This is a genomic window from Psychrobacillus sp. NPDC058041 (assembly GCF_042885655.1).
Taxonomy (GTDB): Bacteria; Bacillota; Bacilli; order Bacillales_A; family Planococcaceae; genus Psychrobacillus.
The window spans coordinates 203,670-229,104 of sequence record NZ_JBHVRO010000002.1 but is presented as its reverse complement, the minus strand read 5'-3'; the positions used below and the strand labels follow the sequence as shown (position 1 = coordinate 229,104).

Here is a 25,435-nt window from a genome sequence, read left to right as displayed (position 1 = left end):
AGGGCATTAAATGTTTAAGATAGCTATTTAAGAGTTGTATTATTGAACAATGTACACTTTGGTTTTATAATTTAAAAAAAGTTTTTACCCCTTTTTCCAAAAGTATATATTACACCTAATAAAATGCAGAATGCAAAAATGCTTAAGGATAATATAACAAAAATAAGAACACCCATCCCCATAGTACCACCCCTTTTTTTTATATTCATTCATGAATTTTACTATGAATTATCTCCTTTAAAACTTGAAAGTTTCTTCACTTCTTCCAATACATAATGTTCAATATTTCATTTTGGCTTTTGCAATTGCTATAATTTTTTTGTTGTTTTTCACTATTTTCACATTCTATCTACTTATGTTCTACAAAAGGAAAGTATTTCCTTCCTAAAATGACCTAAAACATAACACTAGCTTATGAAAGATCTGTTGACTCTTTGTATTTCTCATGATTAATATGATTATTCAAAAGGAACTCATCTAATTTATCAAGAAATTCGTTTTTAGTTTCATACCTTCTTTTACAATAAACTTCATGCAATTGTTATTAGTCATCTCCCCTTCCTATAAACCTTATCCGATTAACGATAATCTATAATCAAAATCAAGCTAATTACCTTTTTGCCGTACGTTCTCTAAATGTTGTGAAGTATATGGGTTTTATATGGATTTAATCGCAAGTAACAAATTAACTAATTAGAGATGGGAAATATCAACAGGAAACAAAAAAACACTCATTTTTTATATGAGTGTTTTGGTTGTTTTAGGATAGCCATTTAGGAGGTGTGTTTTTTGACCAATAAATTTCTCCTAGAGCGTAATGCTTTGCATAATTATCCTTAGCAAGGTGATAATGAAAATTAAAATAATAACCTTCTTGAGGTTTTTTGTCTGTTCTTACATGAAATCGTATTAAATCTTTTCTAGTATCGTTGTTATAAATGTGAAAAATCTTTTCGTGATATTCACCAGATGGTTGCTCAGTTATTGCTAAGTTTACTACCTTTTCTGGTTCCGTATTAGAAACTGTTGTGTTAATAACTTCTTGAATACGTGGAAAAATTACATCATCGAACTCATTTCTGATTACTGGACCAATTCGTTCGCCAAACTTTATGTATGATTGCTCTCTTGCTGCAATTGAAATAGAATCTTTAAAATCCTGTTTCTCTAATAAAGAAACTTGCTCATGTCTTATAGACTCTGTATCCGAAAATAACGACTTCTCTGGATTTTTTGGATCTAATAATTGCTCCCAAATGAGATGATCAGGAGAAATAAGACCAAATGTTAATAATGCTACTGTTATTATTATGGATTTTTTAAACCATTTCTTCATTTTTCATCACCTTCTATTTTTGACCAATTTTAAAACACTCATTATGATATAGTACGTTTTTAGGAACAAAAGGTTTCAACTTCTTATTATTCATTGTACAATAAATAATGTAAACATACAGCACGTTTTTTTGAAGGAGGAGAATTTATAATGGATGCAAACTTAGTAATTGGAATCGGTTTTTTATTCTTTTTAGGATATTTAATTTCTCTTAACTTTACTGACTAATTCAAAACAAGAACGCTTTGCAAATTAATGCAAAGCGTTTTTATATAATTATGTTATTTCTATAATACCATAATGAAATTTGGATGTTTGTCTTTCAAATTGCTTAAATCCAAATTTTTGAAATAATTCAGATCGAAAGTGTGCTTTTAAAACAACTCGTTTCTTAGCCACTCGTTTCGCTTCTTCCACCCATTCCTCTGTCAGCAAGCTATGTTCCCCAACATTACGAAGCGATTCAAAATTAGAGGATTCTTCAATAATTTCTTCAAACATTGGATCAACATAAACAACGTCATATGAATTAGACTCTGCCATGTTTAATACTTCCATCGCATCTTGATGAATCAAATTTACATTACGCATGCATGATTGAAGCTCCTGAAAATCCGTTTTGTAACTTTTTAATCCAGTAGAAACTATGAATGCAATAAGTCTATTTACTTCACAAGCGTTGACGATTCCTATTTTTCCGACGGCATAAGCAGCAATAATACTATCTGAGCAAAGTCCCGCTGTTGTATCCAAGAAACGATCTCCTTTTTGCAGCTTCGTTGCTTGCAAGAAAACGTCTTGTTCCCCTTTAAGTAATCTTTTCAGTCGAAAAGCAGCGGAGTTTGGATGGAAGAAAAATGGAGTCTTAACCCCATATGGGTATAACTCTAATCTTTCCTTACTTACCACTAACACATCTGATTCGAACTTTTCTTGCATAACTTCCACGGATTTCTTTTCCCTGTTCCAATAGGGCAATGAAAGTTCAATTGCTATTTGTTTTGCTAATTCAATAAATTTTTCATTCGTTCTTCCTGCAGTTGTTACAATAGCACTCATGAAGTAACAATTTGTGAAAGCACACCAAATAAATGATCCTTAATAGTTTCCATAGAATTGCTTTCAATTTGTTCCCGTGGGATGAAATATGCTAATTGATCATCTTTCCAAATTGCGATTGAAGGTGAACTAGGTGGGACTTCTTCAAAATAACTTCTCATCGTAGCTGTAGCTTCTTGATCTTGTCCAGCAAACACTGTAACTAAGTTATCTGGTTTCACCTTTAATTCATTTACAGCAGCCACTACTGCTGGTCTAGCTAAACCTGCTGCACAGCCACACACAGAGTTAATAACAATTAATGATACCCCTTCTGCTTTTGCCATATGATCTTGCACATCTTCAGAGGTTACTAATTCTGTAAACCCTGCATTTGTTAGTTCACTTCTCATCGGTTTAACTACTTGCTTCATATACTCATCGTACGCGTTCATCTATTCTCCTACTTTCTTTTACATTCAACTTCATTTTACTATCCTTATTCTAATCATATTTTCATATTTTTTCACGTTTTTCAACTTTTACTACTGATTACTTTGATAATTCTTTATATGCAAGAACTTTTAGGGCTAGCATTTCTTCATCTGATAACTTATTTTGGAGTTTATTGAAAATTTCTTGTTTCTCTTCAGTTGACATTCCATTTTGTGCTTTTGATTGGATTTCTTTTATTTCACTTATATTAAACTTTTTCATTAATACTCTAGTTGCTTCTTCCTTCGTTTGAAAAGGAAGCTTACTACTATCTATATTTTTCCCATCCTCAATAAATGCCTGTAATTGAGGATCATTATTGATCTCTTCTTTAATATTTTTTAGTTGGCCACTATCTTGTAGTTCAACTGCTACCTTATCCATTACTTGATCTGCAACTAGTTTGGGTACAAAATAGTATGCTGCAAACCCTATTATAGCGAAAATTACGACTAAACTTAAAAGGACTTTAAAAAATTTCATTTAAATACCACCTCTACAGGATATATTATTAAGAATACTACATCCATACCTACTTGAGAAACGATAAGTAATACTTCTTTTTGTTATTGTAACCAAATTATGTAAAAAAGCACCATTCTAGGTGCTTAAAAAATTTGCTTAGACGATTTTAAGTTAATCCTCCCTGTCCTTGTGTCCGCAATCTGTTATATGCATGATAGGTTACTACTGTTGCAATAAACGTACCGATTAAAAATAAAACGGAGCCCGCTAACGAAAAAAGATTACCAATAAATCTAGTTCCTTCTTCATTTATTAATTCTTGAGTAATCAACTCTTGATTCATATATCCACCCACCTCTCCACATATTTATTATATTCTTCTGTGGCATATTGTTCACTATTTGTTTAGGATGGTGAAAATCACTAAATGGGATCATGATTTTTGTTATAAAAGCGAATCGCAAGTAAGCTCTTCTATCACATATTTCAATAAATGAAAATCAGAATCCGATGCGGTGTAAAAGCATCAGCATGTGTTCTAGTCAATTAGAAAAACTTGTACAGATATCACCCGTGTCTATTTATATGAGGACTTTACCCTGTATTCTGATATTTTAAAATCAATGAAAGCACCAACAACTCCGAAAGGTAGTCCTCCTGAAGTCAATGCAAGTAAGATTGAAAAGATATTTATTTGCTCCATTTTGTTACTTAATACATATTGAACAAACAGAGTTCCAAATAAAATAAATAAAATAGTGAAATAATATGTTATATGGTGTTCTTCCTGTATTTTTTGTTTTTGATTCATCATTTCTTTCTGCATAGAACTCCCTCTTCTCTCTATAGTTCTTCTATTATTCACTTGTTTTCATTTATTTACTCATTTTTATTTATATACACAAAAAAACCTTCGATTGAAACACTTGTTCAAAGTGCACCATAATCGAAGGTGTTGTTCTTATTATCTTTGTAGTACTACATCTGTCCATTCAACTTGATTTAAAAACGTATATACGTCTTCACATACTTTATCTTTTTCTTTTCCAGTAGTAATTATATGACCGGATTCCTCATACCAAATGATTTCTTTTTCATTTGTTTCTACTTGTTCAATGATAAACGAGGCACTTTCTTGATAAATTTCATCATCTAGTGCTCCTTGAAGAACAAGGGTTGGAGATGTAATAGAATGTAATTCTTCGCACGTATTTTCAGTAATTGATTGAACACCATTTAAAGAATCTCTCGGTGTATTTTTGAGTACTTCCAGTTCTTCAATAATTTCTTCTTTTGATTTCCCTTCAAAAAATTTATATATTTTTGCGTAGTTATATAGTCGGTCAAATAACCCATTTGTACTACTCCGTTTAATAGGAGCACACATGGACACGACTGCTTTTACAGGAAATTCTTCTGCAACTTTTAGGGAGAATACACCGCCTAATGATATTCCTGCTACCGCAATTTCTTCATAACCTAGATTAAGTAAATAATGATATCCTTCAACAACGTCTTGCCACCATTCATTTGGACTAGTTTGTAATAACTCTTCTGGAGTTCCCCCATGCCCTCTATACATTGGAGCATGACATGTATAGCCTCTTTTTTGTAAATATTCTCCTAATCTCTTTACATCTTTAGTACTTCCCGTAAAACCGTGCAACAATAATACTGCTCGTTTTCCGCCTTCAAATGTAAAAGATTTAGGTGCCACTACTTTCATTTTTATATCCCCTTTATTTAGCTAAACCATTAGTATATTGAATTTATACTATCATTGACGATTCATAATGTATAATTTATTATTTTTATTATAACAATGCATAAAATGCATGAATCGAATCTTGGGGGTTAAGAAATGGAATGGCAACGTCTTGAATATTTTCAAACTATGGCAAAGGTACAACATATGACCCGTGCAGCTGAAATACTTTCTATTTCTCAACCTGCGTTAAGTCGCTCTATCGCAGGGTTAGAAGAAGAGATTGGGGTTCCACTATTCGATAGACAAGGTAGATCGATTGTGTTAAATCGGTACGGCCAAATGTTCCTCCTAAGAGTAAATCGGATTATAAAGGAAATGAACGATGGACTAGAAGATATTCAACAACTAATCAATCCAGAACAAGGGGAAGTATCACTTGGTTTTTTACATACGCTTGGTACTAGCACTGTACCAAACATTATAAGGGCTTTTCACAAACAATTTCCTCATATTACATTTCAATTTAAACAAAATCATACTCATACGCAATTACAACAACTAAAATCGGGGGAATTAGATCTGTGCTTGCTCGCTTCAATGGAAGATGAAAATCAAATTGAATGGACCGAATTATGGCGTGACGAGCTTTATATTATAATACAAAATAATCACCCACTTGCGAATCAAAAGAGTATTTCTTTAAAGGAAATAGCTAATGAATCCTTTATTTCGATGAAGAAAGGATATGCCCTTCGTAAAACAACGGATGAAATCTTTGAAAATTTGGGGTTAACACCAAACGTTGCCTTTGAAGGAGATGAAGTTGCTACTGTCGCAGGCTTCGTTGCAGCTGGGCTTGGCTTTTCAATACTGCCGGACGGTGGAGAAATTCATTCAAATAAAATAGCTAAACTGCACATAAATGATGCAAAGTGCGAGCGTACAATTGGAATGGCTGTTGTGAAGAATCGCTACTTATCACCTGCTGCAAAACAATTTCAACAGTTTGTTCTTGACTATTTTTCTCGTTAAGTAGAAACGTAGAAAGATTGTTACTTTTCGCGGGGGATGGTTTTAGTTTCCTCGTCACTGCGTTCCTTCTAGGGCTGAAACGCATACAACGGAAATCAACCTGATAATGGCATAAAAAAAAGTGGATCGCGAGGTGACTTAGTCACATCACAATCCACAAAAAAGCTATTGTTAACCCATTGTTAACACATATCTATTATTTTCTAGCTTCGTTCATTTGCTTCCAAACAGAACCTTTTGCTTCTTCCCCATCCTCAATTCGAGCGATGGCCATTCGAATTTGTAATTTAACTTCGTATTCTTTGTCATTCATTGCTTCTTTTAATACTGGTAAAGCATCTGTCGTTCCAACTTCATAGAAATACATAGCAGCTCGCCAACGAACAAGCTTGTTTTTATCAAAAAGAGCAACTTTCATCGCTTCGGCAAATTGAGCAAACCCTAGATCACTCATGGCATCTCCAGCAGTTCTTCTTACTGCAGCACTTTTATCCTTTAAAGCAATTTCTAATAAAGGAACAACTGCTTCGTCTTCTATTAATCCTAAATAGACTGTCGCAAGACGACGTATCGACACTTGCTCATCTTGAACTGCTTTTGCTAAAATCGGTAAGTCATCCATTTCCGGATTAATTAAATTATTCAATAATTGAAATCTTTCTTCCCAATCACTAACCATAAATTGTTCTAGTTTAAATGGGGCGCGAATTGGCGACTTATCTTCTGTAGAAATGTCTCTATTCTCTATTAATTGATTTAGTTTACTTTCTGGAAATGTTGCTTCTAGCTCTTTTACTAATTGTTCCCCTATTTCTTTTTGATCTCCATAACGAACACCAAAATCTACCCATTTACGAAGCATTAAATAGTTTTCTTTGTCACCTTCCATTGCGACGTCTAAAGCATTAATAAATCGTTCGGATAATCCATATCTCGACTCCGTTTCGCTGTCAAAAACCTTCACTTGAAGAGGAATTCCTTTATATTGCTGAACATGCACAAATACTTCTCCATAGTGATCTACAGGTTTTTCATTCAAAACTCCATCATTTTTTGCCCCGAAAACATTTTCAACAGAGGCTAAAATGGATTCCCATGAAAACTTAGCATTTCGCTCAATTGCTAAAAAGTCAGCTACATGATATACCCCTTTTACACCTTCTATTCCTAAAATGTCTTTTATTTCTTTAGGAGCTCCTTCTAAGTTATCTTTTTTATAATTATGACTTTTGCCAAAAGGAAGCTCTATATCTATAATTATTTTCATTGTATTTGGACTAGGTGTTGGCTCAATTGTTACAATTTTCATTTTTATCCCCTCCAGAAAATCAATTATTAAGATGAAGTAATTTCTTCTAAATATGACCAACGTTCGATTAATTGCTCGTATTTTTCATTTTCAATATCTAATTGTGCAGTTAGCTCTTGAAGTAATGTAAAATCGGAGCCTACTTTAGATAACTTTTCTTCTAATTCACTAATACGGAGTTCTGTTTTCTCTATGGTATCACCAATTGTTTCCCATTCACGTTGTTCTTTATAAGAGAGTTTTTTCTTTTCTTTTACTGGTTTTACTTGGATTACTTCTACTTTTAGATCCTCTACTTTAGTAGGGTTTATCTTTTGCTCCTCTAGATAATCCGAGTATATACCTAGCCATTCTTTTACAGATCCATCACCACTTAACACCCAAAGTTTTTTCGCAATACGATCTAAGAAAAAGCGATCATGGGAAATAGTAATAATGACACCTGGAAAAGTTTCCATAAAGTCTTCTAGAACGGACAATGTTTGAATATCTAAGTCATTTGTCGGTTCGTCAAGTAACAAGACATTCGGCTGTTCCATAAGCATTTTTAATAAAACAAGTCGTTTTTTCTCACCACCAGATAGTTTACCTATTTGGGTTCCATGAGTATTCAAAGGGAATAAAAAACGTTCTAACATTTGAGCTGCAGAAAATTTCTCTCCAGAACCTGTTTCAATTAAATTAGAAGATTCACGGACATATTCAATCATTCTAGTTTGCTCATTCATTTCAGGTAACTGTTGTGTAAAATGCATGAGCTTTACTGTTGAACCAACAATAATTTCACCAGAATCCATTTCAAGTTCTCCTGCTAGCATTTTTAACACCGTGCTTTTGCCTACTCCATTAGGTCCGACAATTCCTATTCGGTCCCCTGCTTGTAAAAGAAAGTTGAAATCTTTTACAATTTCTTTCGTAGCAAACCTTTTACTTATAGACTTCCCTTCAAGCACTTGCTTTCCTAGTCGAGTGGTTGCTAATTCCATTTCCAAGTTCTGATTGGAATTATTTCGATCAATTTTAGAATCAATTTCTTCAAAACGATCTTTTCGGGCTTTCTGTTTCGTAGATCTAGCTTTTGCCCCTCTACGAATCCATTTCAATTCATTTCGATACAAATTTTGTAATTTTTGTTGGGAAGATGCATTCATTTCTTCCCGAATTGCTTTTGACTCTAAATAATCTGCATAATTTCCAGAATGGGTATAGAGTGTCTTATCGGCAAGTTCATAAATATGTGTAGCGACTGCATCTAGAAAATAGCGGTCATGTGTAACAAATATTATAGCCCCTTCTACTCGTTGTAACATCTCCTGTAACCAATCCGTAGACTCTTTGTCCAAATGGTTAGTAGGTTCATCTAATAGAAGTAAATCAGCTGGTTCTATTAACACTTTTGCAAGGGCTACCCTTTTTTGTTGACCTCCCGACAAATGTAATACGGAGTCTTCAAATTGGGTTATACCTAATTTTGTTAATGCTGTTTTCGCAAGGGCATTTACGTCCCATGCTTGTAAATCATCCATTTGTGATTGTAAGTTCATCAATTTCTCTTGTAATTCAGTTGAATTAGAATCCTCCATTAATGCAAGTAATGCCTCTTCATATTCTCGATTTATTTTTAAAATTGGTGAATCTCCACTAAATACGGCTTGAAGAACAGTTTCTTCTTTCTCAAAAATAGGTTGTTGCTCTAAATATGCAATTCGGTATTTATTTGGATGATCACGGTCAATTGAGTCCGCTTCTAGCTGATCAGCAATAATGGAAAGAAAAGTTGATTTTCCTGTACCATTGATCCCTATTAAACCAGCTCTGTTTTGGTTATTGATTGTAAATGATATATTTTCAAACAGTGTTTTTTCGCCGACTGTTTTCGTTAAATTTGAAATAATTAAATGACTCATATTAATTCCCCAGTTTCTTCTCGTAAGTTTTGTAAAAAGAGCTCCATAAACGCATGTCTTTCTTCTGCAAGTGCTTTTCCCTTTTCGGTCATCATACCATTTGAAAGTAGTAAAAGTTTTTCATAGAAATGTGTAACAGATGCTGTATCCTTTGAACGATACTCTTCCACGGTCATATTTGAACGAGGAGTTTCACTCACGTCATACAGTTTTCTACCTTTTGCTCCTCCATAAGCAAATGTACGAGCGATTCCAACTGCTCCTATTGCGTCAAGCCGGTCTGCATCTCGAACAATTTTTGCTTCGATTGTTTTAGGTACTTCTTCATTTCCACCATTAAAAGACACTGATTTTATCACTTCGTTTATATGACTTACTTTTGATTGAGGTAGCTTCAACAGTTGGATTATACGTTTTTGTTCAGATTTTGTTAGATCCTTAGCATATTTTGGATCACTTACATCATGAAGTAGAACAGCAAGTTCCACAACTTCTTTATCAGCATTCTCCACCGTTTCTAATATTTCTAATGCATTTTTTCTCACTCTCTCTATATGTTGAAAGTCGTGACTTGCATCAAAATGCTTGTACACTTCTATTACCAATTGTTCACAATGCTCTATTGTATTCATACTATCTATCTCCTTAAACGGATTCATCTTTTTCATTATATACAATATCATAGAAAAAGACCGCTAATTGATAAGAGAAGACTGAAAAAGTGTCATTCATTTGCAAATAAATTATTAATAACTACTTCTCGGGTTTAGCGCTCTGGCATTCGCTTTCCGCGCGAGCGACTTGCCTCCTCCTTCGCTTCGCTTCGTGCGGGGTCTCGTCTGTCTCGCTATTCCCGCAGGAGTCGCATGCTCCTGCGCAAGCTCGTCGCAAATAATATTCGCCGCCGCACTAAATCCTTATATAGGTAATAAAAATGAGCAAGAAACTAGAAAAAATAAAAATTGAGGTTTTTTTTTAAGTTCCCTAAATTGATTAGTACTACTTTTTTATAAAAAAACAGAAATTGATTTTGTTTTTAAATTTATGGGAATACTTAGATAGGAAAAATCATTATTAGGGATAACAGAAAACGCAAATGATATTCGACACATTATTGACGATTACTGTCATTTAATGTATGATTTAACTATCCATTATCCGAATATTTAGTGGATTGAGGGAGGAACGTTTATGCAACAGGGGAAAGTAAAATGGTTTAATAACGAAAAAGGCTATGGGTTTATCGAATACAATGATGGAGAAGATGTATTCGTCCATTTTACCGGTATTCAAGGAGACGGGTACCGAGCACTAGAAGAAGGACAAGAAGTTTCTTTTGAAATTGTGGAAGGTAACCGCGGACCTCAAGCTGCAAACGTACTGAAAAATAGTTAGGAATAGTTCTTCCCGCGACGAAAGGTCGTGGGTCTTTTTTATTTAGAGTGAAGCTTTTCCCCAATTTCTCGAATATCCTCTCCAACTGTACAAGAATAAATGCAGAAATTATGCGCTGCTGACTTCCCTTTTTCTTTACGTAAAAGGCTTTTTATAAAACAAGCCTCACAATAGGTATCTAATAAATGATCGATTTCAGTAATCAAATGAATATTTTTCAAATTAAATCTCCTCACCATAATAAATTTGATTTTACTACTACATGTATTTTGTTTGCAAGAGTGCTATTTGTAGTTCAAACTAAGAATTAGAGAAAGAAAACAAATTATAAATAGGTGGTTCATAATGCTTGAAGTGTATATTGATGGTTCAACAACAGGAAATCCAGGTCCAAGTGGTATAGGAGTATTTATTAAAGGCGAAGGACAGCACATTAAAATAAGCGAATATATAGGAATTTATGATAATCACACTACAGAATTTTTAGCACTTCTAAAAGGTTTAGAAGAAGCGCAAAAATTAACAACATCAATTGTTTCTGCAAGGACTGATTCACAAATAGTGTGTGCTGCAGTTGAAAAAAGATATGCAAAAAATACTGAATTTGCTGCTATTTTAGAAAAAATATTAAAGATAAGCGATACATTTGACTTCTTTTTTATAAAATGGATTCCAGACGATCAAAATAAAGCAGCCCACGCATTAGCAAGAGAAGCTGTACTAAAAAAACTACCTTAAACCAAAGGCAGTTTTTTTTATATAAATCGTCTAATTGTCTGGACAATTTCACCCATTCAAAGAGCGTCAATTTGAAATTCTTCTTTATATGCTGCTTCAATCGAATCTTTTGTACGTTCCATAAAACTTTGTACTACCTCGTCGCTACCGAACAATTGAAAGATGGATAATAAAGGATTCTTAGGTTTATTTAACGATGTATATATAAATTTTGTAGTAGTATCATTCTTACTTTCTAGTTCATAATCAATTGTCATACGAAAACGATTGTTCAACAGAAAATTCTCTTGGAACTTTTTGTAATTTTGTTCATTAGTGTATTTTCTTATTGTGATTTCGTAATGTTCCGTTATTGAACCAATTTGATACGATTGTTTAATAATAGAGCCAACTACCTGTTCTGTTTGATGGATAAATTCTTCATTAATTACTTTCGGAAAAATTATTTTCTTTTTTTCTAAACTACCATAAAAAAATGGCCAAACGTATTCAATTGGTGCATGTATGAGTATTTCTTTTCTCCACTTCTTCATTTTTTCAACCCCTTAAATATAATCACCACTCTAGCGAATGATATAACATATCATAACACAAAAAAACAGACTCTCTAATGAGAGTCTGTTAAAGTTTAGGTTTAAAATTAAGCTTTAACTACGTTAGTAGCTTGAAGACCACGTTGGCCTTGCTCGATTTCAAAAGTTACTTCTTGACCTTCGTCAAGAGATTTGAAACCTTCGCTTTGAATAGCTGAGAAATGAACGAATACGTCGTCTCCGCCTTCGCGCTCGATAAATCCGAATCCTTTTTCTGAGTTAAACCATTTTACTTTACCTTGTTCCATGTGTATTTCCTCCTCGTATGCGATTATGCATACATTGTGTTACTATCCTTGCTCAACACTGTTAAGTAAAAGTGTTGCCACCTACTAACTAACCGAACAAAAATAATCCTCTTTAAATATAGCATGCATTTATTATTAATGCAACAGTTTTACTTAAACAATTTAAATACTTTCCAATAATGCACCAATTGCTCCACTATACCCATGTTTTTCTAGAAAGATGGGTTCTTTTTCTTTTAAATTCGTATAACTTTGGATAATTTTCTTTAGTAAATCATTATTTTCTAATGTGGAACCAATATAAATAACACGATTCACGTTATGGGCATCAGCTGCTTGGATACATAAAGAAGCGACAACTTCACCAATAATACCTTGTAAACCGGATAAGTAATCTGCATGACTTTTATTTTCAGTTGATTTTAAAGCAACCCCACCAAAATTACTGGCAGTAAGTGACCCATTTAACGGTAGTTTATTACTTTCATAAATATCACTCACCAAGATGTCTATGAACTCTCTGCTTCCTGATTTCGAAAGATTTATCATTTCTTCATAACTGGTTATGCCCGTTAATACTTGTCCCAAGCCAATTAATGTTCCACCGCCAATTCCAGTTCCACCAAGTCGGCGATGGGATTCTCCATTCATCAGATGAATAGACGTCCCTGTACCAATATTTGCGATAATAGCTTTTTCGCAATGTATATTTTCTTGTTTTAGTTGATACATGACACCAGCCATTGTAGCGTCAAATTCCACTATATATGGAATATCATTTTGCGAAAGCAGATATTTCTTTAACTGCTCCGCACGACCACCAGTAAGGCAAATGGACGCTAACGAATGATTAGACTCAATCCAATCCTTTACCGCTTTAAAGTTAGACGAAAGAAAGTTTAGTAAATGTAATTGCTTTTTTTCATCCCAATAAGCTATTTTCGTTAACGTTCCACCTGCATCAATACCGATTTTTGTAGCCATAAAAATTCCCCTTTTATCTTACCCAAGAACCTACAATTGGATAATTAAATGTGCTTCCAGTAATCGCTTTAACTATTCCTATAATCGGAACAACAAATGCCATTATACCAAAAATAATTATCATAGGGATACCGATTAAGAAAATTATTAATAGCGCAGATATAAAAATCAAAGCACCTATTACCAATTGGAATAGAACAGCTTGAATTGAAAGCTTTTTAATTTCTTCGTCGTCTACAACCAAATATAAAATAAATGGTACCAAAAAAGGGGCAAACCATGTGCTTGCATGTAGTAATACCTTTAAACCTGTGTTTTCCATTTGTGTCATACTCCTCTCCATAAGTTAATACTTTATACGTATTATATTATCATTCGTTTCACTATTCTCTAAAATTTTTATTCTCATAAACTGTTTTACCAGCAACAATCGTTCCTACTACATTCGCTTTTAAAAGACTAGTTTCATTTAACTCTCTATCAACTACTGTGAAATCCGCATCAAAACCTTGAGCAATTTTTCCACGCTCTTTTTCTTTTCCGATTGCTTTTGCACTCCCAGATGTAAATAAAGATATCGCTTCGAATACTGTTAGAGATTGTTCAGGTAAAAATCTATTATTTACTGCTGCATCCATTCCTACAAGAGGGTCCGCCAGTTCTATCGGAGAATCTGAGCCTCCTGAGCAATCAAAACCGTAATCTAATAAAGTTTTCCATGCATACGCCCATTTTAATCGATCTTTTCCTAGTCTTTCAATTACCCAAGGAAAATCCGAAGGTACAAAAATTGGTTGGAGATCAAGTACCACTGGTAATTTCGCCATTCTTGCCACTAAATCTTTTCGTAGAACATTCACATGAATTAATCTATCTTTTTTCCCTGCTGGTACAGGATACTTCTCTATTAAGCTAATAATAATTTCAGTGGCTTTATCTCCAATTACATGTACGGCAATTGTTTCATTATATTTTCTAGCTATTTGTACTAATCGTTCTAATTTATCAGGTTCATGAACAGAAACACCTTTATTTCCTATATCATCTGAATAGTCCTCCGATAATAGGGCAGTTCGCCCCCCTAAGGATCCATCAACAAATATTTTCATTGCACCAAATTCAATAAAGTCAGTCGGTTCCTCCCCCTGCATCTTCTCAAATGCTTCATGATGTCTTAATAAATGAGTACGGAAGTTTTGACCAATAACCTCGCGATAAGCTTGTAAAGGTACTGTATACGCTCCGTAGTATGCCATATCTTCCGTATGAACACCAGTTAATCCCTTCGATTGTAAATCCGCAACACTCTTCTTAATAACTTCTACTAAATACTCTGTAGTTACAGCAGGTATTTTACTAGTAATTAACCGTTGTGCCTCATCATAAAATAATCCATTCAAATTCCCTTCATTGTCTTTTCCAATAACTCCTCCTATTGGATTAGGAGTTTCTTTCGTTATTCCAGCAAGCTCGATTGCTTTAGAATTCGCTACTAGTACATGTCTACATACTCTTTTTAAAACAATAGGTGTTTCTTTTAAATGATCTAAATCTAAATTAGTAATTGGTCTTTCCTCAATTAGTTTATTATCATTCCACCCTTCGGCAACGAACCATTCCCCTTTTATCACTCGAGCTTCAACTTGATCCACTATCTCTTTAATGGAATAAATCGTTGATAAATCAAGATATGCTAACTTTTCACCATGACCAATGAGATGAATATGACTATCAACAAAACCTGGATACATAGATGAGCCATTTAAAGAATTTACTTTATCTGCAAATGGCAATAACGCTTCTTTAGAGCCCGTTTGAATGACTTTTCCATCCTCTACTAATATTGCTTCTACTTTGTCTCCAGCTGATTCCATTGTGAAAATATTACCATCAGTCCATAATGCCCTCATTTTTTCTCATCCTTTTCCTTTAGTTTCAACTAAATCATCTAAAAGTATTTTGGCCAATCTTAGATATGCATTGTGTTTTTAACAATGTTTTATAAACACATAACCGCCCAATTTCTTGGGCGGTTTTGTTATTTCAATAAGTTACTAATTTCTTGAGATGGTGATTCTAATCTCATTTGTTCTAGTTGGAGTTTCATTTTTTCCGTTTCAATAACGAAATTGTCGTATTTTAACTTCTCAAGTTCTAGTTCGGTTTTCACTCTTTCTCCTTTCATTACCTCTTTGTTCTCAAAATGTTTGGTTATTACCCTAATAATCGGGACTGAAAAAATAAGAATAACTGCGATCGTACCAGTCATAGTAGTGTCCTCACTCCATAAGTATTTGAATATTTTAAGTATACAATAAATAGTAATTAGTAGAAACTATTCATTCGCTAACAATATAATGGGTTCAAGCTCAATTTCTACGTTACCTCTTAACGCTTTACTAATCATACATGTTTGCTCTGCTTTTATAACCAATTTATCCATTAAAGCCATGTCTTTACTATTAGTCAATTCAATTGTTGGCCGATGGATGATTTTTTTATAAGTAAATACTCCACCTGTCACATCAACAATTGCAGTAGAGTCCATATATAGTTGATCTTTTAAAATATTACTTCTTTCCATCATCGCAGCAAGCGTAATAATATAACAAGTAGCAGCTGCACCCAGGAGCATCTCGTCGGGATTTGTACCTATTCCCGGCCCATCCATTTCCTTTGGAATCGACACCTTGGTATACAAATTTTCAGCTTGAATCTCTCCTGTATCATTGCGAGTTCCTGGCCAGTTTGCTTTTAAATGAAAATAATGCTCTGTCATTGTAGTATCTCCTTTGAAGTTTACTATATTGGAATATCGCTTCATATCCTTTATGATAAGTATAAGAAAGTAGGCGATTATTTTGGAGAGAAATTATGGAAAAGTTGCAGGAATCACTATTATTATATCATTATTCCTACTAATTCTTGGTGTTAAATATGTACTGGGTCAAGATTTAGTCATTAGAAATTTCATTGCATTTGCTATCATTTCTGTTTTAGTTGGCACAATTGCAGGTGCTTTTTTATTTTATAAACTAAAAATAGCCTATTATATTTTTACAGCTGGATTACTCCTTGGGTTTATTGAACTTTTCCGCTCCTTTATTTCCGGTAATGAAGGATGGGGAGACTTAGTTGGGATACTATCCTTGTTTATATATACTTCATTTGGATTAGTCATTGGTCTTATAATAGAAGGCGTTCTTTTTATCCTGAGAAAAAACAAATAAGAAAAACCGAGTAAAACTACGCCCGGTCCTGTTAATAAGAGTAACGTAGAAATATCGTTGATTTTCGCTATGGCGCACGCTTTTCGCGAGCCTGGCTTCAGTCTCCTAGGCCAACAGGATGTTGGTCATGAAGGCGTTGCCTCTCGGAAGAGGCGCCTTTAGCCTTCCTCCCCTCTTCTACGTTCCTGCGGGGCCTTCTTCTCATGCACCTGCCGCTTCGCTTTCGGTGCAGAAAACATCTGCTATTCCCGCAGAAGTCGCCGCCTCCGCTTCAATCAACAAAGTGCATGGGACGATTTATAATTACTCAGTAAGATAAATAACATTTAAATCCTATGAACAGTAGTTAGGGAACTTTATTTTATCCGGATGCATATCACTACGTTTATTTAAACTATTTCTATCCTCTTTAGCGATAAGATGAGTTAACTCTTCCTGTTAGGTACTATTCACTTGATGGATTGTAGTGAAAGGTGGCGACTCCAGCGGGATGAGTGAGACAGATGATCCATCACAACGAACGCGTAGCGGCGGTGATGGATCATCGCTCCCCCCGCGGAACGCGTCCACCTGAAACGAAAATCCGAGGTAATTTTTAATTTTTTAAAGAACTATGAACACTGGTTCCGCAGGACGATAATCCAAATACTTTCTTATCTTATAAGAAAAGCTCAAGCTCCCTTTAGGAGCATCTTGTCTTCACTTTTTCCTGAGTGCTTTGGATTAAACATTACCTACATTATTACCATAAAGTACATTAGGGGGAAGTGACTACGTCACTTCCCCCTTTATTTTCGGAAATCTAGTAGCGATTGATTTCCGTCATCCTCTTAAATTAATTGAAGTCAATGAGCTTTTGGTTTGGATATAACTCTTAAAGCATCCGAAGATACAATTTTATTTCTTCCGAACAAAGTTCCAAATAACGATACCTATTAATAAGATTTGTGGAACAATGGTTTCCCATGTTGGATAAAAGCCAAGGGAACTAATGACAGGTAAATGATCCACGGTTGTCATTGAAAATACATTTCTTAACTGTAAAGTGTGCACGCTAACTCCTATAATTTTAAATGCCAAAATATAGATTAGAATAGTCGCAACGATAAAGAATCGATGAATTGGTATTTTCCCGCTTACTTTCAATAATACAACTGCAAAGATAACTAAAATAACTAAAGCAATGAGGATACCGATACTTAACTCAAGCGTAGACATTTTAGGAGCAATCCCTGCATAAAAAATAATTGTTTCTGCCCCTTCTCTAAATACAGAAAGGAAGCTAACAAAGGCCATAGATAAAATACTGCTGGTAGAAATCGCATGATTCATTTGGGTTTGTATATATTTATTCCACGAGTTAATACTAGATTTATTATGTAACCAAACCCCGACACCTATCATTAGTACTGCAGCACCTAAGCCTACATATCCTTCCATCATTTCTCTACTTGTTCCCGCTGATACCGATTGCAGGATAGTCGAAAGAATAATGGCTGCAATTGCACTCACAGCTAAACCTGCGAATGCACCTAAATAAATCCACTTTTTTTGATTTTCTTGGTTTGCTTTTTTTAAGAAAGCAAGCAATGCGATAATGATGAGTAACGCTTCTAAACCTTCTCTAAGTAATATTAATGCAGAATCCCAATACGTATAGTTAGAAGTCGTTTGCATTAATTCAATCTCTTTAATAAATGAATTAATTGATTCAGTGATTCTTTTTTCATCAACAGTATTTTTTGAAAGGTCACTAACTAGTAGAGGGATATTACTTTCAATTCTTGTATAAAGTCCAGCATTTTTCGTCCGTATATCCCCTTCAACGTTAGGCCAAATTTCAATAAACTTCACTAATTCATTAGCGGCTACATCATACGATCCTTCACTAATTTGGTCCTTACTTTCTTTCAATAATCCAATAAGTGTAGCTAATGAATAATTCCCAGTAGTACCCTGCACTACTTTATTCGCAACAAAGTCATTTATTGCTTTAATTAATGCATTAAACTGTCCTTGAAGTTGCTCTACATCCAATTCATCTTCCGCTAACGAAATGCGCATAAAAGCTACTTGAGTTTCTATTTTTCCGTAACTCGCAATATCCAGTTCTCTAACTGGGCGTTCATTTTTTTTCCAAGATGCCAAAAATTTAGAGTACCCTAGTAAAATAGCATCTTGATCATTAGTAGCAATGATGTCATTCATTTGATCAATTGCTGGTTGAATTTTTACACCAAAATTTGTTCGTTCTGCTTTTTCGTCGACTGGGTTTTGTTCTTTTTCAAGTGCAGCCAAGCCTTTTGCAAGTTTTTGTAAATATTCCAATCGATCTTTAGAGTTTTTAGCATTATATGCTCCGGTATAAGCCTTATTAATTTGTTTAACTGCTTCACTCTCCGAAAAATTCATTTCTGTCCATTGTTTTTCGAATGACTCGAGTGCTTCTAGCGTTTTGGCATTTTCTTCTTTTTTCGATTCCATGATGGCGTCACTAATCGTAATATACAATTCACCAATTGTAGTAGTAGCTTGAGCAGGCAAAGTACGCAAAACAAATAATATGCAAACTATAGATAATATAATAGTTACTTTATGCTTTAAAAAGTGATTCACCGATATAACTCCCTTTTTGAATACCAGGGAAACAAGCAAAAATTGCACTGCCTCGATGGGTAATATATTCATTTAATTTATCTACGCGCCCCAAACTATTTTGTATTCTAATAAATTGACTAGGATGTTTTTGAAAGGAAATAAACAACAAACCAGCATCAAATACTCCTGTCTTCGGATCTATTCCACTTGAATAGGAAAATGATCTTCTTAACAAACGATCCTTTACTTGCTTCGCTAGATGAACATGTGAAGTTATAGGGACAATTGGATTACCTTTATGATCCTTTCGAGATAATTCCATATCATCATGCTCACCTTTTTTTCCAAGTGGTGCACCAGTATCTCGATGACGTCCGAAAGTTGCTTCCTGTTCCCCTAATGATGTACGGTCCCAAGTTTCTAGATGTGTCTGAACTTTTCTTGCCACTAAATAAGTTCCATTAGTCATCCAAGAAACGGATTCATTTGGCTGAACCCAAACAACTTCGTTCATTTCTTTCTTATTTTTCACATTTGGATTCCCAGTGCCATCCTTAAAAGCAAATAAATTTCTTGGGGTATTTTTTTTATTTCCTTGTGGAAATGAATTAAAGCCTGCTTGAGTCCATTTTAACGTTACTTTTCCTGAAGCAGCACGAACAAGATTTCGAACAGCATGAAATGCTACTTGGGGATCCTCTGCACAAGCTTGAATGCATAAATCACCATCAGAAATATTTTCATCTAACTGGTCTTTCGGAAAGTGAGGTAATTGTACTAATTCTTTTGGTTTAAGATTTTTTAAACCAAGTTCTGATTTCTCGAAAAGAGTTGGTCCAACACCAAAAGTTAAAGTTAAATTTGATGCAGAAAGACCAACTGCTTCTCCAGTATCTTTGGCCGGGACTAAATAGTTCTTAGTTGGTTCTCCAGTTTCTTCTCCGTTCATCATTTTTACTGCCAATGGAGTCCATATTTTAAATAATTCTTTTAATTCTTCTTTTGATTTCACAATAACATTTAATGATGCAAAGTAAATATGCTGTTGAACTTCTGTTATAATACCAGATTGGTTTTTACCGTAAAAAGGAATTTTATTTGAAACAGACAAATTATCTTCTACAACTGAATATCCTAACGAATTAGCAACTGTACCCAAACCAGTAGCACCTATTAAAACTCCAGCAGCACCCACTCCGGTTAACTTTAGCATTTGTCTACGATTCATTTTTTTATTAAAAAATGATTCTGTCTGCTTTGTTTCCATCTTAATCACTCCATGATTATCCCTATTTGACTTAATGGTTCCCCTAATTGATTTACAGCTTCAGAGAGTGCTTTCGTGTCTTTATTTGTTAATTGTTCGTAAGAAACATATCCACCCGTACCATTTTCGTATTTCGCTAACAGTTCATTTATATTAATAAACTTTTGTTCTAATTCTTTCACTAAATTTTCATCTTTTTCATTTATTTTATTTTTTAAGATAGTAAATATTTTTTCAGCACCTTCAATGTTCGCTTTGAAATCATATAAATCTGTATGAGAATAAATTTCTTCTTCACCAGATATTTTAGAAGTTGAAACTTCATTTAATAAATCAACTGCACCAGTAATCATTAAATCTGGCGTAACATCAACTGTTTCAACACGAGCCCGAAGTTCTTTCGCATCTTTTAATAATTGGTCCGCTACTACTTCGTATCCTTTTGTGGTGTTTTCAACCCATAGCCCATATTCAATCTTATGATAACCTGACCAATCTTTTTCCGATTTCCCTTCATCTTCTAAATCCGCAAGTCTCGCATCAATACGTGGATCCAAGTCTCCAAAACTTTCAGCAATTGGTTCAGAACGTTCAAAGTACATACGAGCATTTGGATAAATTTCTTTCGCCTTTTCGATATCTCCAGCTTTTACAGCCTCTACAAACTTTTCAGTTTCTGTTACAAATTGATCTATTTGATCAATTGCAAATGTTTTATAATTTTCAAGTTCATCGTTTAGTTGAACCGCATTATCGACGGATTCATTTTCTGTCTTAGAGTTTTCTGTTGAATTTCCACAACCGGTAAGTAAAATACTTATTGAAATTAACGAATAAATAAAAGCAGACTTTTTCATATTAACCCTTCTTTCTTATATATACCTATATAGTAATGATAATCATTTTCATTTAAATGTCAATGCACAATGAAAAATGGCTTTAGCTTTTATACTAAAACCATTTAAATGAACAGAGTTTATAGTTACTTGGAAATAACTGTTCTATTTCTTCCCTCGGATTTTGCAGCATATAAAGCTTCGTCAACTCGATGCATTAAGCTACTTATACTTTCTTGATTTAATTTATATTCACCTACTCCTGTAGATATTGTAATTTTTCTATTTATAGGTGGCATACTCATTTCTATTTCTGTTCTTAATTTTTCAGCCAATTCATAGGTAACATTAGCAGGAGAATTTGGAATAACGATAAGAAACTCCTCTCCACCAAGTCTAATACATACTCCCTTATCATTTGTAGCTGATGTCATATTATTTGCTAAAAATTTTAATACCTCATCTCCAGCTTGGTGTCCAAACTCGTCATTTACTTTTTTAAAGTGGTCAATATCAATCATGATAATAGAAAATACTTTGTTTTGTTCTATTAGATCTGTAAAAAGTAAATCTAAGTATCTTCTATTTCTTAGACCAGTCAATGAATCGGTTAATGATTGCTGTTTAAAATCCGCTAATGTTTCTTCATGTTTCTTGCGATATCTTTCTATCGTTTCTGTAAGCTGTTTTGCTTCGAAATACCAAGTTGAAATCTGAGGTTTTTCATATGTTTCTTCCGAATTAGAGTTCATCGTAAATAAAGCTAAATTTTTCAATGGAGAGGCAAGCTTTTCTGATAACAAGAAAGCTAAAAAATAAAATACAATGACAAAGGGCATTGTATAGAAAAACATTTTTTGCATTATACCACTTAAAGGATTTAAGCTACTCTTGTATGGCGTTTGTGAAACAACTCCCCATTCACTAGCATCTATATACGAAAATCCTGCAAGGACATGTTGTCCTTTTGAATTGAAAATTTCTTTCGCTCCACTTTGTTTTTCCATTAACCTTTGAACTACCTTGTTTTCTCTTACACTTTCCCCAATTCTATTTTTTTCAGGATGGTAAATTAAAGTTCCTTCTTTATCTACTACAAATACATATGAGCCATCTTCACTAAAATGCTCTGCTAAAATTTCTTTTATAAAATTATCTTCTTCCAAATAAATAGTTCCATTTAACATTCCTATGTATTTATTATGAGCATCGAATAATGGCGTTGAAATCAGTATTAGTAGCCGACCAGTAACTGCTCTATAGGGGCTTGAAATAATATTAGTTTTTTTGCTGAGCGCTTCAAGTACACCTGGAGATTCAATTTTGTTGCCTGCAATTCCTATATTTGGTGAAGTAGCTATCGCTACAGCATCGCTTCCTATTACAGATAGAGAGTTAAAGTTTTTTCCACTAATCAATAATTGATCTAGAATTCTAGTAAGCTCAATCGGATCATCAATATTTTCAATTACATCTGGTTTTCTTGCTTCTAAATTAGCTTGCATTGACTCAAAAACTTCTTGGGTTAGTTGCGCAAGTTTTAAAGAGTATACTTCGTTCTGCTCTAAAGAGTTATTAATTAGACTTTTCTTCGTGACTATATAACTAGAGAAAAAAGTACTGATTAATATTGCAAGTAATGAAAAAGAAATAAGAGTAAGTATCCAAAATCTAAGAGTTTTAATCATTGTTCCTCCAAAAAAAAATGCATATTTTCCTATTATACCACTAAACATGTCATTTGAACTACAAGAAAAAAGCTTTCATTAAGTTTTTTCACTTAATGAAAGCTTCAAATAAATTATTTAATGTGAACAGCTTAATGTCCACCTAAATAAGCTTGTCGTACTTCTTCACTTGTTTGCAAATCTTTTGCTGAACCAGAAAGTACTACTCTCCCTGTTTCAATTACATAACCACGACTTGCAACTGATAATGCCATATTTGCATTCTGTTCTACTAGTAACACAGTTGTTCCATCTTGATTGATATCTTTTATTACTTCGAAAATGGTTTTAACCATTAATGGAGCAAGTCCCATGGATGGTTCATCTAATAATACTAGCTTAGGCTTAGCCATTATTGCACGACCCATCGCTAGCATTTGTTGTTCTCCTCCTGAAAGTGTACCAGAGTGTTGTTTTTTTCGCTCTAATAATCTCGGGAAAATTTCATATACTTTTTGCATATCTGAATGAATGCCAGCTTTGTCTTTTCTTAAAAAAGCCCCTAATTCTAAATTCTCTTCAACCGTTAAATTTGCGAATACTCGACGACCTTCAGGTACGTGTGAGATTCCTGATTTAACAATAGCTTGTGCTTGTTTTCCAGAAATAGATTTATTTAAAAACTCTATTGTTCCATTTTTAGGCTTTAGCAATCCTGAAATAGTTTTTAATAGAGTACTTTTTCCAGCACCATTTGCACCAATAAGAGTAACTATTTCTCCTTCTTTTACTTCGATTGAGACATCTCTAAGTGCTTGGATATTTCCATAAAACACATCAATATTTTCAATTTTAAGCATTGTCATCGTGGACTTCCTCCCCTAAATACGCTTCAATAACTTTAGGATGGTTACGGATCTCCTCTGGTGATCCTTCAGCAAGAAGTTGACCATGATCTAACACATAGATTCTTTCACAAACACCCATTACTAAGTTCATATCATGCTCGATAAGTAAAATGGTTAATTCAAATTTATTGCGTATAAAAGCAATTAAATCCATTAAATCTTTCGTTTCTTGAGGGTTCATACCAGCAGCAGGTTCATCTAATAATAGAAGTTGAGGACCTGCAGCCAATGCTCTAGCAATTTCCAATCTTCGTTGTTGACCATATGGTAGATTCTTTGCTAGTTCATCTTTATATTTGTCTAGTTTAAAAATTTTAAGAAATTCAATTGATTTTTCTTCCATTTCTTGTTCACCTTTAAAATGAGAAGGTAAACGTAAAACGGAACTTAAAATAGAATGCTTCGCAAGAGAATGATAGGCAACTTTAACATTGTCTAATACAGATAAATCATTAAACAGTCGAATATTTTGAAACGTACGACTTATTCCTTTTCTTGTAACTTTATAAGGAGGTAAACCGTTGATACGTTCCCCATCGAACAAAATATCCCCTTCTGTAGGAACATATACTCCTGTTAATAAGTTGAAACTAGTTGTTTTCCCAGCACCATTCGGTCCAATCAAACCAACTAACTCTCCTTGATTTAGCACCATATTTAAATTTTGAACTGCTTTTAAACCACCAAACTGAATACCTGCATTTTTCACTTCTAACAAAGGCTTATTTCCCATGTTGACCGCCTCCTTTTGGCGTTCTCCATAGCTTGAAATAATCCGTAATTTCCATCGTACCCATTAATCCTTTTGGGCGATATAACATTACTAAGATTAATACAAGACTATATATAATCATTCGAGTCTCCGGAAATCCTTGAAGATAAGTAGAAACAACTGTCAGCAAAATTGCAGAAAGAATTGCTCCTGAAATACTTCCAAGTCCACCTAGTACTACGAAAATTAGAATATCAAACGACTTCAAGAAGCCGAATTGACTTGGTTGAATTATGTAGAAGTTATGTGCATATAAAGCTCCCGCTACACCAGCAAAGAATGAACCTAATGCAAATGCTACTACTTTATAATAAGTAGTATTAATTCCCATAGCATCTGCTGCAATTTCGTTTTCTCTTACCGAAATTGCTGCTATACCATGGCGTGAATTTGTGAAGTTTACAATGACTATAATTGTAATTACTAAACAAACAAATGCATACGTCCATGTTGTTAAATGGGATACCTGCATACCAGCTGCACCACCAACATAGTCAATGTTTAAGAAAACAATACGAATTATTTCAGCAAAACCAAGTGTAGCTATTGCTAAATAATCCCCTTTTAATCTTAAACTTGGAATACCAACAACTAAACCAGCTAATGCAGCTACAATACCACCAACTAAAATTGCTACTATAAATGGAAGATGTAGTTTCATGGTCACTATGGCAGACAGATAAGCTCCAACAGCTAAAAATCCAGCATGCCCTATTGAAAATTGCCCTGTGATACCGATTACCAAATGTAGGCTGATTGCTAAAATTATGTTAATGGCAATAAAAATAAGTGTATTAGAATAAAATTGATTCATCATTCCATTTGCAATAAGAACTTGAACAACTACATACACCAGTACTGCCGCTATAACAAATGGCCAAAACTGTTTTGACTTTTTCATAATTATGT

At 33.9% G+C, this 25,435-nt stretch carries 29 protein-coding genes; 4 read left to right on the top strand and 25 right to left on the bottom strand.

What is annotated here, in order from left to right; genetic code table 11:
• Positions 1–760: 760 nt before the first annotated feature.
• From ACFVR1_RS03660 to ACFVR1_RS03630, 7 genes are all read right to left on the bottom strand, one after another.
• Positions 761–1,336 carry a YpjP family protein gene (locus tag ACFVR1_RS03660; protein WP_387580490.1) on the bottom strand — a complete coding sequence of 192 codons (576 nt, stop codon included), beginning with the start codon at positions 1,334–1,336 and terminating at the stop codon, positions 761–763.
• 276 nt (positions 1,337–1,612) lie between these two features.
• The gene (locus tag ACFVR1_RS03655) at positions 1,613–2,395 is read right to left on the bottom strand and encodes a class I SAM-dependent methyltransferase (RefSeq protein WP_387580487.1); all 783 of its coding nucleotides are present in this window, start codon (positions 2,393–2,395) and stop codon (positions 1,613–1,615) included.
• A complete protein-coding gene (locus ACFVR1_RS03650) occupies positions 2,392–2,829 on the bottom strand; it encodes a BrxA/BrxB family bacilliredoxin (RefSeq protein WP_387580486.1) in 438 nt (145 codons plus the stop codon). The genes ACFVR1_RS03655 and ACFVR1_RS03650 overlap by 4 nt, the downstream gene beginning before the upstream one ends.
• A 97-nt stretch (positions 2,830–2,926) precedes the next feature.
• A complete protein-coding gene (locus ACFVR1_RS03645) occupies positions 2,927–3,352 on the bottom strand; it encodes a hypothetical protein (protein WP_387580483.1) in 426 nt (141 codons plus the stop codon).
• Positions 3,353–3,500: 148 nt separating this feature from the next.
• Positions 3,501–3,677, bottom strand: coding sequence for a hypothetical protein (locus ACFVR1_RS03640; protein WP_387580480.1), 177 nt, complete (start codon positions 3,675–3,677; stop codon positions 3,501–3,503).
• Between the two features lie 234 nt (positions 3,678–3,911).
• Complete coding sequence (locus ACFVR1_RS03635; RefSeq protein ID WP_387580478.1) at positions 3,912–4,160, bottom strand: hypothetical protein; 249 nt, start codon at positions 4,158–4,160, stop codon at positions 3,912–3,914.
• Positions 4,161–4,298: 138 nt separating this feature from the next.
• Positions 4,299–5,060: an alpha/beta hydrolase gene (locus ACFVR1_RS03630; RefSeq protein ID WP_387580476.1), complete on the bottom strand. Its 762-nt coding sequence runs from the start codon at positions 5,058–5,060 to the stop codon at positions 4,299–4,301.
• A 135-nt stretch (positions 5,061–5,195) separates the two neighbouring features.
• Between ACFVR1_RS03630 and ACFVR1_RS03625 the strand changes: the two genes are divergently transcribed.
• Positions 5,196–6,074: a LysR family transcriptional regulator gene (locus tag ACFVR1_RS03625; protein ID WP_387580474.1), complete on the top strand. Its 879-nt coding sequence runs from the start codon at positions 5,196–5,198 to the stop codon at positions 6,072–6,074.
• 196 nt (positions 6,075–6,270) lie between these two features.
• On the opposite strand, the gene ACFVR1_RS03620 is transcribed toward ACFVR1_RS03625, so the two are convergent.
• Genes ACFVR1_RS03620 through ACFVR1_RS03610 form a run of 3 tightly spaced genes read right to left on the bottom strand, consistent with a single transcriptional unit; the run spans position 6,271 to position 9,922 of the window.
• Positions 6,271–7,383, bottom strand: a complete 1,113-nt coding sequence (locus ACFVR1_RS03620) for a conserved virulence factor C family protein (protein ID WP_387580471.1) — start codon at positions 7,381–7,383, stop codon at positions 6,271–6,273.
• 26 nt (positions 7,384–7,409) lie between these two features.
• The gene (locus ACFVR1_RS03615; RefSeq protein WP_387580468.1) at positions 7,410–9,290 is read right to left on the bottom strand and encodes an ABC-F family ATP-binding cassette domain-containing protein; all 1,881 of its coding nucleotides are present in this window, start codon (positions 9,288–9,290) and stop codon (positions 7,410–7,412) included.
• Complete coding sequence (locus ACFVR1_RS03610; protein ID WP_387580466.1) at positions 9,287–9,922, bottom strand: HD domain-containing protein; 636 nt, start codon at positions 9,920–9,922, stop codon at positions 9,287–9,289. The genes ACFVR1_RS03615 and ACFVR1_RS03610 overlap by 4 nt, the downstream gene beginning before the upstream one ends.
• A 559-nt stretch (positions 9,923–10,481) precedes the next feature.
• Between ACFVR1_RS03610 and cspD the strand changes: the two genes are divergently transcribed.
• Positions 10,482–10,685: a cold-shock protein CspD gene (gene cspD, locus ACFVR1_RS03605; protein ID WP_387580464.1), complete on the top strand. Its 204-nt coding sequence runs from the start codon at positions 10,482–10,484 to the stop codon at positions 10,683–10,685.
• Between the two features lie 38 nt (positions 10,686–10,723).
• Here cspD and ACFVR1_RS03600 read toward each other — a convergent pair whose 3' ends face one another.
• Positions 10,724–10,906: a zinc-finger domain-containing protein gene (locus ACFVR1_RS03600; RefSeq protein WP_387580461.1), complete on the bottom strand. Its 183-nt coding sequence runs from the start codon at positions 10,904–10,906 to the stop codon at positions 10,724–10,726.
• 124 nt (positions 10,907–11,030) lie between these two features.
• Here ACFVR1_RS03600 and ACFVR1_RS03595 point away from each other — a divergent pair, with 124 nt between their 5' ends.
• A complete protein-coding gene (locus ACFVR1_RS03595) occupies positions 11,031–11,423 on the top strand; it encodes a reverse transcriptase-like protein (protein ID WP_387580458.1) in 393 nt (130 codons plus the stop codon).
• A gap of 56 nt (positions 11,424–11,479) precedes the next feature.
• Here the strand turns inward: ACFVR1_RS03595 and ACFVR1_RS03590 are convergent, their stop codons facing one another.
• From ACFVR1_RS03590 to ACFVR1_RS03560, 7 genes are all read right to left on the bottom strand, one after another.
• Positions 11,480–11,956 carry an SRPBCC family protein gene (locus ACFVR1_RS03590; protein WP_387580456.1) on the bottom strand — a complete coding sequence of 159 codons (477 nt, stop codon included), beginning with the start codon at positions 11,954–11,956 and terminating at the stop codon, positions 11,480–11,482.
• 107 nt (positions 11,957–12,063) lie between these two features.
• Positions 12,064–12,264: a cold-shock protein gene (locus ACFVR1_RS03585; protein WP_053589685.1), complete on the bottom strand. Its 201-nt coding sequence runs from the start codon at positions 12,262–12,264 to the stop codon at positions 12,064–12,066.
• Between the two features lie 162 nt (positions 12,265–12,426).
• A complete protein-coding gene (coaW, locus tag ACFVR1_RS03580; protein ID WP_387580452.1) occupies positions 12,427–13,248 on the bottom strand; it encodes a type II pantothenate kinase in 822 nt (273 codons plus the stop codon).
• Positions 13,249–13,261: 13 nt separating this feature from the next.
• Positions 13,262–13,570: a magnetosome magnetite crystal formation protein family gene (locus ACFVR1_RS03575; protein WP_387581226.1), complete on the bottom strand. Its 309-nt coding sequence runs from the start codon at positions 13,568–13,570 to the stop codon at positions 13,262–13,264.
• A gap of 61 nt (positions 13,571–13,631) precedes the next feature.
• On the bottom strand, positions 13,632–15,158 hold the full coding sequence (locus ACFVR1_RS03570; protein ID WP_387580450.1) for an amidohydrolase: 1,527 nt from the start codon (positions 15,156–15,158) through the stop codon (positions 13,632–13,634).
• 128 nt (positions 15,159–15,286) lie between these two features.
• Positions 15,287–15,517 carry a hypothetical protein gene (locus tag ACFVR1_RS03565; RefSeq protein ID WP_387580448.1) on the bottom strand — a complete coding sequence of 77 codons (231 nt, stop codon included), beginning with the start codon at positions 15,515–15,517 and terminating at the stop codon, positions 15,287–15,289.
• Between the two features lie 66 nt (positions 15,518–15,583).
• Entirely contained in the window at positions 15,584–16,027 is a 444-nt protein-coding gene (locus tag ACFVR1_RS03560; RefSeq protein WP_387580445.1) for an OsmC family protein, read from the bottom strand.
• Between the two features lie 82 nt (positions 16,028–16,109).
• On the opposite strand from ACFVR1_RS03560, the gene ACFVR1_RS03555 reads away from it, so the two are divergent.
• The gene (locus ACFVR1_RS03555; RefSeq protein WP_387580443.1) at positions 16,110–16,478 is read left to right on the top strand and encodes a hypothetical protein; all 369 of its coding nucleotides are present in this window, start codon (positions 16,110–16,112) and stop codon (positions 16,476–16,478) included.
• Between the two features lie 897 nt (positions 16,479–17,375).
• Here ACFVR1_RS03555 and ACFVR1_RS03550 read toward each other — a convergent pair.
• The 7 genes from ACFVR1_RS03550 to ACFVR1_RS03520 form a co-directional block, all read right to left on the bottom strand.
• On the bottom strand, positions 17,376–19,094 hold the full coding sequence (locus ACFVR1_RS03550) for an FTR1 family iron permease (RefSeq protein WP_387580441.1): 1,719 nt from the start codon (positions 19,092–19,094) through the stop codon (positions 17,376–17,378).
• The gene (efeB, locus tag ACFVR1_RS03545; protein ID WP_387580438.1) at positions 19,072–20,343 is read right to left on the bottom strand and encodes an iron uptake transporter deferrochelatase/peroxidase subunit; all 1,272 of its coding nucleotides are present in this window, start codon (positions 20,341–20,343) and stop codon (positions 19,072–19,074) included. Before efeB ends, ACFVR1_RS03550 begins: the two co-directional genes overlap by 23 nt.
• A 5-nt stretch (positions 20,344–20,348) precedes the next feature.
• Positions 20,349–21,200, bottom strand: coding sequence for an iron uptake system protein EfeO (efeO, locus tag ACFVR1_RS03540; RefSeq protein ID WP_387580435.1), 852 nt, complete (start codon positions 21,198–21,200; stop codon positions 20,349–20,351).
• Positions 21,201–21,325: 125 nt separating this feature from the next.
• Positions 21,326–22,867 (bottom strand): sensor domain-containing diguanylate cyclase, encoded by a 1,542-nt coding sequence (locus tag ACFVR1_RS03535; RefSeq protein ID WP_387580432.1) that lies wholly within the window; start codon positions 22,865–22,867, stop codon positions 21,326–21,328.
• Between the two features lie 131 nt (positions 22,868–22,998).
• Positions 22,999–23,706: an ABC transporter ATP-binding protein gene (locus tag ACFVR1_RS03530; RefSeq protein WP_387581223.1), complete on the bottom strand. Its 708-nt coding sequence runs from the start codon at positions 23,704–23,706 to the stop codon at positions 22,999–23,001.
• On the bottom strand, positions 23,699–24,487 hold the full coding sequence (locus tag ACFVR1_RS03525; protein ID WP_387580430.1) for an ABC transporter ATP-binding protein: 789 nt from the start codon (positions 24,485–24,487) through the stop codon (positions 23,699–23,701). The genes ACFVR1_RS03530 and ACFVR1_RS03525 overlap by 8 nt, the downstream gene beginning before the upstream one ends.
• Positions 24,477–25,427 carry a branched-chain amino acid ABC transporter permease gene (locus ACFVR1_RS03520; protein WP_387580427.1) on the bottom strand — a complete coding sequence of 317 codons (951 nt, stop codon included), beginning with the start codon at positions 25,425–25,427 and terminating at the stop codon, positions 24,477–24,479. Before ACFVR1_RS03520 ends, ACFVR1_RS03525 begins: the two co-directional genes overlap by 11 nt.
• Between the last annotated feature and the right edge of the window lie 8 nt (positions 25,428–25,435).

What these genes read in the sequence shown, in the direction of transcription:
- ACFVR1_RS03610 (WP_387580466.1), bottom strand. Translation starts at nt 9,922, where the DNA reads ATGAATACAATAGAGCATTGTGAACAATTGGTAATAGAAGTGTACAAG.
- ACFVR1_RS03535 (WP_387580432.1), bottom strand. Translation starts at nt 22,867, where the DNA reads ATGATTAAAACTCTTAGATTTTGGATACTTACTCTTATTTCTTTTTCA.
- ACFVR1_RS03560 (WP_387580445.1), bottom strand. Translation starts at nt 16,027, where the DNA reads ATGACAGAGCATTATTTTCATTTAAAAGCAAACTGGCCAGGAACTCGC.
- ACFVR1_RS03525 (WP_387580430.1), bottom strand. Translation starts at nt 24,487, where the DNA reads ATGGGAAATAAGCCTTTGTTAGAAGTGAAAAATGCAGGTATTCAGTTT.
- cspD (WP_387580464.1), top strand. Translation starts at nt 10,482, where the DNA reads ATGCAACAGGGGAAAGTAAAATGGTTTAATAACGAAAAAGGCTATGGG.
- efeB (WP_387580438.1), bottom strand. Translation starts at nt 20,343, where the DNA reads ATGGAAACAAAGCAGACAGAATCATTTTTTAATAAAAAAATGAATCGT.
- ACFVR1_RS03655 (WP_387580487.1), bottom strand. Translation starts at nt 2,395, where the DNA reads ATGAGTGCTATTGTAACAACTGCAGGAAGAACGAATGAAAAATTTATT.
- ACFVR1_RS03520 (WP_387580427.1), bottom strand. Translation starts at nt 25,427, where the DNA reads ATGAAAAAGTCAAAACAGTTTTGGCCATTTGTTATAGCGGCAGTACTG.
- coaW (WP_387580452.1), bottom strand. Translation starts at nt 13,248, where the DNA reads ATGGCTACAAAAATCGGTATTGATGCAGGTGGAACGTTAACGAAAATA.
- ACFVR1_RS03565 (WP_387580448.1), bottom strand. Translation starts at nt 15,517, where the DNA reads ATGACTGGTACGATCGCAGTTATTCTTATTTTTTCAGTCCCGATTATT.
- ACFVR1_RS03595 (WP_387580458.1), top strand. Translation starts at nt 11,031, where the DNA reads ATGCTTGAAGTGTATATTGATGGTTCAACAACAGGAAATCCAGGTCCA.
- ACFVR1_RS03645 (WP_387580483.1), bottom strand. Translation starts at nt 3,352, where the DNA reads ATGAAATTTTTTAAAGTCCTTTTAAGTTTAGTCGTAATTTTCGCTATA.
- ACFVR1_RS03585 (WP_053589685.1), bottom strand. Translation starts at nt 12,264, where the DNA reads ATGGAACAAGGTAAAGTAAAATGGTTTAACTCAGAAAAAGGATTCGGA.
- ACFVR1_RS03640 (WP_387580480.1), bottom strand. Translation starts at nt 3,677, where the DNA reads ATGAATCAAGAGTTGATTACTCAAGAATTAATAAATGAAGAAGGAACT.
- ACFVR1_RS03660 (WP_387580490.1), bottom strand. Translation starts at nt 1,336, where the DNA reads ATGAAGAAATGGTTTAAAAAATCCATAATAATAACAGTAGCATTATTA.
- ACFVR1_RS03615 (WP_387580468.1), bottom strand. Translation starts at nt 9,290, where the DNA reads ATGAGTCATTTAATTATTTCAAATTTAACGAAAACAGTCGGCGAAAAA.
- ACFVR1_RS03575 (WP_387581226.1), bottom strand. Translation starts at nt 13,570, where the DNA reads ATGGAAAACACAGGTTTAAAGGTATTACTACATGCAAGCACATGGTTT.
- ACFVR1_RS03530 (WP_387581223.1), bottom strand. Translation starts at nt 23,706, where the DNA reads ATGCTTAAAATTGAAAATATTGATGTGTTTTATGGAAATATCCAAGCA.
- ACFVR1_RS03620 (WP_387580471.1), bottom strand. Translation starts at nt 7,383, where the DNA reads ATGAAAATTGTAACAATTGAGCCAACACCTAGTCCAAATACAATGAAA.
- efeO (WP_387580435.1), bottom strand. Translation starts at nt 21,200, where the DNA reads ATGAAAAAGTCTGCTTTTATTTATTCGTTAATTTCAATAAGTATTTTA.
- ACFVR1_RS03570 (WP_387580450.1), bottom strand. Translation starts at nt 15,158, where the DNA reads ATGAGGGCATTATGGACTGATGGTAATATTTTCACAATGGAATCAGCT.
- ACFVR1_RS03630 (WP_387580476.1), bottom strand. Translation starts at nt 5,060, where the DNA reads ATGAAAGTAGTGGCACCTAAATCTTTTACATTTGAAGGCGGAAAACGA.
- ACFVR1_RS03625 (WP_387580474.1), top strand. Translation starts at nt 5,196, where the DNA reads ATGGAATGGCAACGTCTTGAATATTTTCAAACTATGGCAAAGGTACAA.
- ACFVR1_RS03590 (WP_387580456.1), bottom strand. Translation starts at nt 11,956, where the DNA reads ATGAAGAAGTGGAGAAAAGAAATACTCATACATGCACCAATTGAATAC.
- ACFVR1_RS03650 (WP_387580486.1), bottom strand. Translation starts at nt 2,829, where the DNA reads ATGAACGCGTACGATGAGTATATGAAGCAAGTAGTTAAACCGATGAGA.
- ACFVR1_RS03635 (WP_387580478.1), bottom strand. Translation starts at nt 4,160, where the DNA reads ATGCAGAAAGAAATGATGAATCAAAAACAAAAAATACAGGAAGAACAC.